The following is a 9,355-nucleotide window of genomic DNA, read 5'->3' on the forward strand; positions in this document are numbered from 1 at the left end:
GGGTTGCACGGATTGGTTCGACCAACGCTCCTGGGCTTGGACCTCAAGGACGACCGGATCTTCTATTATGTTTGCCTCGCTGCCGCTGCCTTGGTGATTATCACGACAATTCGACTTCTAAAGTCGCCGTATGGCCTTGCGCTTCTCGGCGCCCGCGAGAACGAGCAGCGCATGATGAGTCTTGGCTACAGCGTCTACGGCTTGCGTGTGAAGGCGTATGTATTTTCGGCAGTGGTGTGCTCGATCGGCGGCGCTCTCTATGCCCTTAACCATCAGTTTGTTACCCTTGAAATGGTCTCATGGCGCGCTTCTGGAGAGCCTATCATGATGACGCTGCTTGGCGGCGCCGGTACCATCTTCGGCCCATTTTTAGGCAGTGGCATCGTTTTGCTCATGCGCAATACGTTGTCGTCAATCACGGACAATGGCAGCCTGTTCCTCGGCCTTCTGTTCGTGGCCGTCGTGCTGTTGTTCCGACGCGGAATACTCGGCGAGATCGTGCATCATTCGGTCGATCGCGCCACGTCGCCCGATATGCCGGCAAAGGGTGAGCTTTACGCTGCAAACCCGAACCAGATTGCAACAACCGGAGAGGTGGCCGATGCCTGATCCTGGCGCTAGTAACTCCGTCTACGGGGCGGGTTCGACAGACGTGCCGCTCCTTGAACTGCAATCGGTCACAATGAGCTTTGGCGGTTTCACGGCCATCAACAACATTAGCTTGAAGTTCGAGAAAAAGCCGGTTTACGGGATCATCGGACCGAACGGCGCCGGCAAGACCACTCTGTTCAATGTCTTGAGCGGTTTTTATCGGCCCAAGCGTGGTCGTCTGCTGTTTAATGGTGAAGACATGACTTCGCTGCGCACCGAACAGTTTGCCCGGCGCGGGATCGTGCGAAGTTTTCAAATCACCAGCATTTTTCCCAATCTGGCGGTCATGGACAATGTTGTCCTGTCGGTGCAACGGCGAGCGGATGGGGGCGCCAAAGTGCTGGCGAAGTCAGGCTGGCACGAAAACCACAGACCTGAAGCCAACGCTTTGCTGGATCAAGTCGGCATTCCGCCATCTTTGCGCGAGCGGCCGGCCAGTGATCTTTCCTATGGCCGCAAACGGGCCTTGGAACTCGCGATCTCCTTGGCGGCGCACCCGGCGATCCTTCTTCTCGACGAACCGACCGCAGGGATGACGAGTGCGGACGTGTCACGCACAACTGACCTAATCGCCCAATTGTCCCGCGAGCGCACGATCATCGTTGTGGAGCACAATCTTGGAGTCATCGCCGATGTCGCCGACGAAATCATCGTCATGCAGCAGGGTGCTCTGCTCGCTCGCGGGCGCTATGACGACGTACGAACGGACCCTCGCGTAATCGAAGCCTATCTGGGAAAACGCCATTGAGTATGTTGGAGATAAGAAATCTCGATGCCTATTATGGTGAAAGCCATATATTGCAGAGTGTTGGCCTGTCAGTCGACGCAGGCGAGGTCGTGACGCTGGTGGGGCGCAACGGCGCCGGCAAGACCACGCTGCTTAAATCCATCATTGGTGACATACCGCGCCGGACGGGCAGCATCCGTTTTGGCAGCTCGGAAATCATCGACCTTTCGCCCGAGCGCATTTGCAGGATGGGAGTGGGCTTTGCCCCTGAGGACCGCGGCATATTTTCGACATTGAACGTCCATGAAAATCTGACCATCGGTCGGCCGAACAAAACCACAGGATGGCCACTTGAACGGATCTACCAGCATTTCCCCATTCTCAAGGCGCGGCGCCTGCAAAAAGCAGCGTCTCTGTCTGGCGGAGAGAAGCAGATGCTGGCGATCGCGCGTCCGCTCTATATGGGAGCGTCGTTCCTCCTGCTTGATGAGCCAACCGAGGGCTTGGCTCCTGTAGTTGTCGATGCAATCGGTGCGATCATTAATGATATCAAGTCGACCGGTCTGACAATTCTATTGGTCGAACAGAATCTTCAGTTTGCGGCTGAGGTTACGGACAGATACTACATGATCGAGAACGGGAAGATCGTAAAGGAATTGACGAATCTCCAGATGGCTGCGGAGGAAGAAAGTCTACTCGACTATCTTGGTGTCTGACAATTCTCCGTACTTCTCGTTGCGTGTAGGAAGGCGTGCCGGGATCGGAGCCTTCATGACCGACCGTTTTTGGCGTCGGCTTGGGAATGCCGACCAACACCTGACAGGGCTGGGAGGCAGAACTGTCCAGCCGCTCCGCTGATTTTGAAGATGCGGCGGGCAAACTGGACCAGGGCGTGATCCGCATCGTCGTTCGCGACGGAGCCATGTCGAAATGAGCCTTCAAGGCGTGTGGGCTAACTCCTAGATTGCAGGCGGCCTGATACCTCTGAGGATTTCGCCGATGACGAGCGCCTGGTGTCCAGTCGCATGCGCCGTTCAGCGAGTGTCCTCGGCAGATGCAATCAGGCGGCGCCGCGAAGAGGTCACCATGGCGAAGACGCTGTATGAAAAAATCTGGGATGCCCATGTCGTCAAGCCGCTGGGCGACAACAGGGCCATTCTCTTTGTCGACCGACATCTGGTTCATGAAGGTGTCGCGACTTACGCATTTTCGGGGCTAAGTGCGCGCGGGCGCAAGGTGCACCGTCCCGATCTGACGATCGGCGTGGCCGACCACGTCGTTCCCACGACGCCCCGCGTCAACGGGATCGCCTATGAGGACGAGGACGCACGCAAGATGGTCCAGGACATTGAGGCCTACTGCGGGCAGGCCGGTATCGACGTCTATTCGGTCGGCAACCGCCGGCAGGGTATCGTCCACGTGATCGGGCCTGAACTCGGCTTTGTGCTGCCCGGCGCTCTGGTGGTGTGCGGCGACAGCCACACCTCCACCCTTGGCGCATTCGGGGCACTCGCCTTTGGCATCGGTATCTCCGAGGTCGAGCACGTGCTGGCGACGCAGACCATCGTGCAGCGCAAGTCCAAGTCGATGCGTGTCAACGTGAAGGGCGAACTGCCCTCCGGCGCAACGGCGAAAGACCTAATCCTTTCGATTCTGCATAGGATTGGCGTGGCAGGTGGTACCGGCCACGTCATCGAATACCAGGGAGAGGCGGTTCGGGCGCTGACCATGGAACAGCGCATGACGCTGTGCAACATGTCGATCGAGGGCGGCGCGCGCGCCGGCATGGTGGCGCCCGACGAGAAGACCATCGCCTATCTGGAAGGACGCAAATACTCGCCGAAGGACGAAATGTGGGGCCGGGCAGTGGATTCGTGGCGCTCGCTGAAGTCAGATCCGGATGCGTTCTTCGACGCGGATGTCGAAATCGCCGGATCCGACGTAGTGCCCTTCGTCACCTGGGGCACCAATCCCGGCCAATCGCTGCCGATCGTAGGCAGGGTGCCAAACCCTTCGTCCTGCGACAACGAGAGCGAGCGCACCAGTATCCAAGGCGCACTCGACTACATGGGCCTGCAGCCCGGACAGGCGCTGACCGACATCCACGTTGATCACGTCTTCATCGGCTCGTGCACCAATGGCCGCATCGAGGATTTGCGGGCCGCGGCCGTAGTGGTGCGGGGGCGCAAGGTCGCCGACGGTACGACTGCCTGGATTGTGCCTGGTTCGGGGCCGGTCAAGGACCAGGCTGAGCAGGAGGGACTCGACCAGATCTTCATCGAGGCCGGATTCGACTGGCGTGAGCCTGGCTGCTCGATGTGCCTGGCGATGAATGGCGAGCGGCTGAAACCTGGCGAACGATGCGCATCGACATCGAACCGGAATTTCGAAGGGCGACAGGGGCGCGGTGCGCGTACGCATCTGATGAGCCCCGCCATGGCCGCGGCAGCGGCGATCACCGGCCATTTGACAGACGTGCGCGAACTGATCTGAGGCGAATATGGAACCGATCTCCGGACACAGCGGCATCGCCGCGCCCTTTCCGATGTCCGACATCAACACAGACCTGATCTATCCCCAGCAGTTCCTGCGCAAGCCGGATCGCAACGCGATGGCACCGTTCCTGTTTCATAGCCTGCGCTACAGACCAGACGGCACACCAGATCCGGACTTTATCCTCAACAAGCAGCCCTATGACGAGGCGACGATCATCATCGCGGGGCGTAATTTCGGCTCCGGTTCGTCGCGCGAGCACGCGCCCTGGGCACTGAAATCATTTGGCATACGCTGCCTGATCTCCTCCATGTTCGCCGATATTTTCAAGGCGAACTGCATCAACAACGGCATCATTCCTGCGACCGTCAGTGAGGACGTGCTAGCAGAGTGCCTGCGCGCGGCGGCGAATCCGCAGGAAGCGCGCTTCACGGTGGACCTGGAAAGGCGCGAGCTCAGCCACCTGCGGCTTGGCACAGTGCCGTTCTTGATTGTCGATTCAGACCGGGAGCGACTGCTGAAGGGCAATGATTTCATCGACGACACTCTGGCGGAACTGCCGGCGATCAAAGATCATGAGAAAGCGTCGGCGCAAGCGACGCCATGGCTCAGTATCGGGGCTGTCACCGACTGACACGAAAGGGCCAAATGGCGTTATTGTCGGCTGCGCTTTGAGACCACGCAGTCGCGGATGCACCGTTCTCTACGCCGCTAGCAACGATCGTGTTCGCTGCTGTTTGAGCCACAACCGCTACAGAAAGCAACGCTATCGGGACACAGCTAGGGTCATCCATGGCTCGAACGACTTGCCTCGGTTATACGCCAAAACTCCATAGGGTCGCTCTCGCTCCGCGGCCTGACACCCGCTCGACGAGCACCGAACACCGTGAAGGAAGCGCCGCTTCTATTCCCGCAATCAGGCTTATGGCTGAAGGCGTGCCATCTCAAAAATGTCGTCGCAGACAATGTAGTTGTTACCCTGCATCCGCCCGACGACGCGCATCTTCGCCGTATCGACATGGAAGCGTTCCGGATTGATGAGCAGGTCGTTGCGGATATGCATGACTTGCACATGGCCGAGGATAAGCGAACGGTTTGACCCCAGCTCGACGATTTGCATCAGCTTGCACTCGAAGGACACCGGACTTTCTGCGATGCGCGGCGCGCCGATCGAAAGCGAGGCCTGCGAGCTCAGGCCGGAGACGGTGAACTCGTCGACGGCCGGGCCGTATTCAGTGGCCGTGACGTTCATCGCCTTCAGCTGATCCTCGTCGACTAGGTTGACGACGAACTCGCCGGTGGCGCGGATGTTACGGCCTGTGTCCTTCCGGTCGCCCGGACTGCGGTCGTTGATCGAGAATCCGACAACCGGCGGATCCTCGCCGAAAACATTGAAGAAGGAGAACGGCGCGGCGTTGCGTTGACCGGCTTCGCTGATGGTGGAAACCCAGGCTATTGGGCGGGGCGTGATGGTGGAGGACAGGAGCTTGTATCGCTCAATGGGCTTGAGGTCGGAAAAATTGAAGTGCATGCCTGCTCCGGCGGGTCTAGAAATGTCAGATGCCAACATTGATGGGCGATAGGAAGGCCCCTAATCGGGATGGCGACCGGAAATCGTCGAGCTTCGAGGATTTAAATCGCTGCCACCCACGTCAAAGGCGTCGGGTCGACGGTCATGGAGCATCCGATCGCTACGCCTGAATGCATTGCTGGCGTTGTTCGCCAAGACCCTCGCTGCCCAAGGTAATGACATCGCCAGCCTTGAGAAAAATATTCGGCTTCTGACCGAGGCCGACGCCGGGCGGAGTGCCAGTGGAAATGATATCGCCGGGGCGCAGGCTCATGAACTGCGACAGATAGGATACCAAGTGCCTCACGCCGTAGACCATGGTCGCTGTCGAGCCGTTCTGGAAGGCTTTGCCATTGACCTCAAGATGCATCTTCAGCGGCTGTGGATCGCACACCTCGTCCGCGGTGACCAGCCAGGGCCCGAGCGGGCCGAAGGTGTCGGCCGACTTGCCCTTGGTCCACTGACCTTGTCGTTCGGCCTGGAAGGAGCGCTCGGATAAGTCGTTGACGACACAATAGCCAGCGACATGGTCCATCGCCTCGTCCTCCGAGACATATTTCGCGGTCTTGCCGATAACGACGCCGAGTTCGACCTCCCAGTCGGTCTTTTCGGAACCGCGTGGGATCTCGACCCGGTCGTATGGGCCGGTGATCGCCGAAGTTGCCTTCATGAAGATAATCGGCTCCGACGGCACCGTGGCGCCGGTTTCCTCGGCATGGTCAGAATAATTCAGCCCGATGCAGATGAATTTTCCGGTCCCGGCGACGCAAGGGCCGATGCGTGGATTACCGTCGACGACCGGGAGACTGGCGATATCGATCGCACGGAGCGCGTCGAGACCAATGGGACACAGCGTCCCGCCGGCAATATCGCAGACATGGCCAGACAGGTTACGAATGAGGCCCTCGCGGTCGAGAATGCCAGGCTTTTCCTCACCCGGCTCGCCATAGCGCAGCAATTTCATCGCGTGTCGTACTCCTTTTGCGCCCACTGGGATTTCAGTCGAGCGTCAGACCTGGATTGAAGACGCCCAGGCGGGAGAGGGACTCTCCTTTCTAGGAACTTGCGACGCATCGGACCGATCAGCAGACGGCCTGCCTGCTGGTTCCGGCGACGAGAACCGCTACAACGGCGTCACCCATCTCGCTGGTGGAGACCCTGCGACAGCCGGGCCGCATAATGTCGGCGGTTCGGTAGCCGGCGGCAAGCACCGAACGGACCGCAGCCTCGACCCGCGCGGCCTCATCTTCCAGCGAGAAAGAATAGCGCAGCATCAGCGCTACCGACAAAATCGCTGCCAGCGGATTGGCAATATTGCGGCCCGCAATGTCGGGTGCGGTGCCGTGGACAGGTTCGTAGAGCCCCTTGTTTCCGACACCCAACGAGGCCGACGGCAGCATGCCGATTGAACCGGCAAGCATCGCCGCGGCATCGGAGAGGATGTCACCGAAGACATTTCCGGTGACGATGACGTCAAACTGCCTGGGATTGCGGATCAGCGCCATGGAGGCTGCATCGACATAGAGATGGGTCAGTTCCACATCCGTATAGTCCTTGCCGACGCGGGTCACCACCTCGCGCCACAACATCATTGTCTCCAGCACGTTCGACTTGTCGACAGAGCACAGCTTCCTGCCGCGTTTTTGTGCCGCCTTGAAGCCTACATGGGCGATACGGTCTATCTCGCTCTCGGTGTAGCGCATTGTGTTGATGCCTTCGCGCTCCCCGGCCGCGTTGACAGAGATGCCGCGGGGCTCGCCGAAATACAGGTCACCATTCAACTCCCGCAGGATCAGCATATCGACGCCTTCGACCACCTCCGGCTTCAGCGTCGAGGCGTCGAGCAATTCGGGATAGAGCAGGACCGGACGAAAATTGGCATAGAGCGACAGCGCCCGGCGAAGCCGCAACAACCCGTTTCCAGCGCCTTCGGATGGTGGGCGGTGCTCGTCGGCGGGCACACCGGTACCGCCAAGCAGGATAGCGTCAACCGCACGGCAGAGTTCAAGCGTTTTCGCCGGCAACGCATCGCCGACGGTCTGAATGCCTTCGTCGCCGATGATGGCTTCGGTCATCTCGAAGGCGAGTCCAGCGCCGGCAAGTGAGCGCAACACTTTGACCGCCTCAGCGGTCACCTCCTTGCCGATGCCGTCGCCGGGAAGTACCGCGATTTTCACGTCCTATTCCTCCAGATGGATTTCACAGGAGCGCAAACCACCACGGCGCGCGCCCTTTCGGGTGTCTTATAGGAGTGTCGCGTGCATCCTCGAAGTCGTCCTTCGGAAACAGCCCATCGCCATAGGCGAACGCGCCCCGGCGGTCGCGGGCGGACCGCGCCGACGAGGACGGCCGGCGAAATCAAGCGGCCTTATCGGGTTTCGCTGTTGGTGAGATGGTTGAGCAGCAGCCGCACGGGCGGCGGCATGGTCTGGCTTGCCTGCACGCAAAGGTTCCACTGGCGCTCGGCCCAGGGTTCGTCAAGGACGATGGCGACGGTGTTGCCGCTGGTCACATAGCGCTCGGCGCATTTCTCCGGGACCAGGCCGATCCCCAGTCCGGCTTCAACCATGCTGAATACGGTCTCGAAACCGTTCACGCGGACTGGCATCCGCAACGAGCGGGCGAGGTCGGAAGCAGCGCGTAGCACAAGCGAGTCGAGGAAGGATCCCTTCATCGGCCCGATTAGATCGAAATCGGTGAACTCAGCAAACTTGACGATCGTGCGGTCCGCCAGCGGGTGGTCCTTGTGAACGAGTGCGACAATGCGGTCGACACGGTACGGGATGATCTTCAAGCCTTGGCGCGGCACAACGCCGCCGAAGACGCCGATATCGGCGGCGTTCTCCGCCACCGCCTCGAGCGCCTCCTGGCTTGTTCCTTCCTGCAGGTCAATGCGCACGGCGTCGTGTAGGGCGAGGAACTCGCGCAGGTCACGCGGCAGGTGTTGGATGATGGTGGAAACACTGGCATAGACGCGGACGTGGCCACGCACGCCGCTGGCATGATTGGACAGCTCGGATTCCATCTGGCGCAGGTCGCGCATGACCACGCGGGCGTGGTACAGCAGGGAATTGGCGGCTGCGGTGAGTTCCAACCCCTTGGAACCACGCAAGAACAGCGGTGTCTTGAGCCGGGCCTCGAGATCGGAAATGCGCTTGCTGATTGCAGATGCAGCTATGTGCTCGCGGTCAGCGGCCTTGGCAATGCTTTGCTCCTCACAGACTGCGACGAACAATTCCAATGACAACAGGTCAAAACGCATTCGTCGCAAAGCTCCATGCTGGATTGGCCGACCACTGTCCACGATCCTGGTGCCAAGGAAGGGATCGACAATCGCGAATGTTCAGCTGCGCCGGGGCTCATCGCGGATCACGACGCACCCGTTCCCAATCAAGTCTTCGCGCTGCCCATCATGTCTCCAATAAGGTCGTATTCCGGTTTGGCAGAAAACACAAAATGAAATTGCTCACGTCCGGCGTAGCCGGGGCGCCAGCGGAAAGTCAGGAACCGTCTATACATGAATGAATATGATCTCGCAGGCCGAACCGCAGTCATCACGGGAGGCGCTCAAGGAATCGGGTTTGCCGTCGTCAAGCGTATGCTCGAATCAGGTGCGAGTGTCTCCATCTGGGACCGCGACGAGATGGTGCTCGGTGTCTGCGCCGAGAAGGTCGGAGCCTCAGACCGCGTCCAGTGCCTGACAGCCGATATCGGCGTGCTCGCCTCAGTTGAGGCTGCGACAAAGGCAACTGTCGAGCGCTACGGCAAGGTCGACATCCTAGTTAATAACGCCGCCTTGGTTGGCCCTAATATGCCAACTTGGGAGTATCCGCCGGAAGCCTTCGCCGAGGTGGTTCAGGTCGGACTCAATGGCACCTTCCACTGCTGCCGAACGATCGTGCCCCACATGATGG

General features: G+C 59.7%; 10 protein-coding genes. 6 read left to right on the forward strand and 4 right to left on the reverse strand.

Annotated elements, in window-relative coordinates; translation table 11 throughout:
- The 5 genes from EN925_RS11085 to leuD form a co-directional block, all read left to right on the forward strand.
- On the forward strand, positions 1-609 hold a 609-nt coding region (locus EN925_RS11085; RefSeq protein WP_206632816.1), incomplete at its 5' end, for a branched-chain amino acid ABC transporter permease.
- Entirely contained in the window at positions 602-1,399 is a 798-nt protein-coding gene (locus EN925_RS11090) for an ABC transporter ATP-binding protein (protein ID WP_157678544.1), read from the forward strand. The genes EN925_RS11085 and EN925_RS11090, both read left to right, overlap by 8 nt.
- Before the next feature lie 2 nt (positions 1,400-1,401).
- Positions 1,402-2,094, forward strand: a complete 693-nt coding sequence (locus tag EN925_RS11095; RefSeq protein ID WP_064994822.1) for an ABC transporter ATP-binding protein — start codon at positions 1,402-1,404, stop codon at positions 2,092-2,094.
- Positions 2,095-2,464: 370 nt separating this feature from the next.
- Positions 2,465-3,871 carry a 3-isopropylmalate dehydratase large subunit gene (gene leuC, locus EN925_RS11100; RefSeq protein WP_127368275.1) on the forward strand — a complete coding sequence of 469 codons (1,407 nt, stop codon included), beginning with the start codon at positions 2,465-2,467 and terminating at the stop codon, positions 3,869-3,871.
- Positions 3,872-3,878: 7 nt separating this feature from the next.
- Positions 3,879-4,505 (forward strand): 3-isopropylmalate dehydratase small subunit, encoded by a 627-nt coding sequence (gene leuD, locus EN925_RS11105; protein ID WP_064994824.1) that lies wholly within the window; start codon positions 3,879-3,881, stop codon positions 4,503-4,505.
- Positions 4,506-4,793: 288 nt separating this feature from the next.
- Here the strand turns inward: leuD and EN925_RS11110 are convergent, their stop codons facing one another.
- From EN925_RS11110 to EN925_RS11125, 4 genes are all read right to left on the reverse strand, one after another.
- Positions 4,794-5,402 (reverse strand): flavin reductase family protein, encoded by a 609-nt coding sequence (locus EN925_RS11110; RefSeq protein ID WP_064994825.1) that lies wholly within the window; start codon positions 5,400-5,402, stop codon positions 4,794-4,796.
- Between the two features lie 160 nt (positions 5,403-5,562).
- The gene (locus EN925_RS11115) at positions 5,563-6,405 is read right to left on the reverse strand and encodes a fumarylacetoacetate hydrolase family protein (RefSeq protein ID WP_128336531.1); all 843 of its coding nucleotides are present in this window, start codon (positions 6,403-6,405) and stop codon (positions 5,563-5,565) included.
- A 118-nt stretch (positions 6,406-6,523) separates the two neighbouring features.
- The gene (gene leuB / locus EN925_RS11120) at positions 6,524-7,618 is read right to left on the reverse strand and encodes a 3-isopropylmalate dehydrogenase (protein WP_064994827.1); all 1,095 of its coding nucleotides are present in this window, start codon (positions 7,616-7,618) and stop codon (positions 6,524-6,526) included.
- A 191-nt stretch (positions 7,619-7,809) separates the two neighbouring features.
- A complete protein-coding gene (locus tag EN925_RS11125; protein WP_127368273.1) occupies positions 7,810-8,703 on the reverse strand; it encodes a LysR family transcriptional regulator in 894 nt (297 codons plus the stop codon).
- Between the two features lie 255 nt (positions 8,704-8,958).
- Between EN925_RS11125 and EN925_RS11130 the strand changes: the two genes are divergently transcribed.
- Positions 8,959-9,355, forward strand: a 397-nt coding sequence (locus EN925_RS11130; RefSeq protein ID WP_128336533.1) for an SDR family NAD(P)-dependent oxidoreductase, incomplete at its 3' end; no start/stop codon positions are given.

Source organism: Mesorhizobium sp. M7A.F.Ca.US.006.04.2.1 (assembly GCF_004022915.1).
Classification (GTDB): domain Bacteria; phylum Pseudomonadota; class Alphaproteobacteria; order Rhizobiales; family Rhizobiaceae; genus Mesorhizobium; species Mesorhizobium ciceri.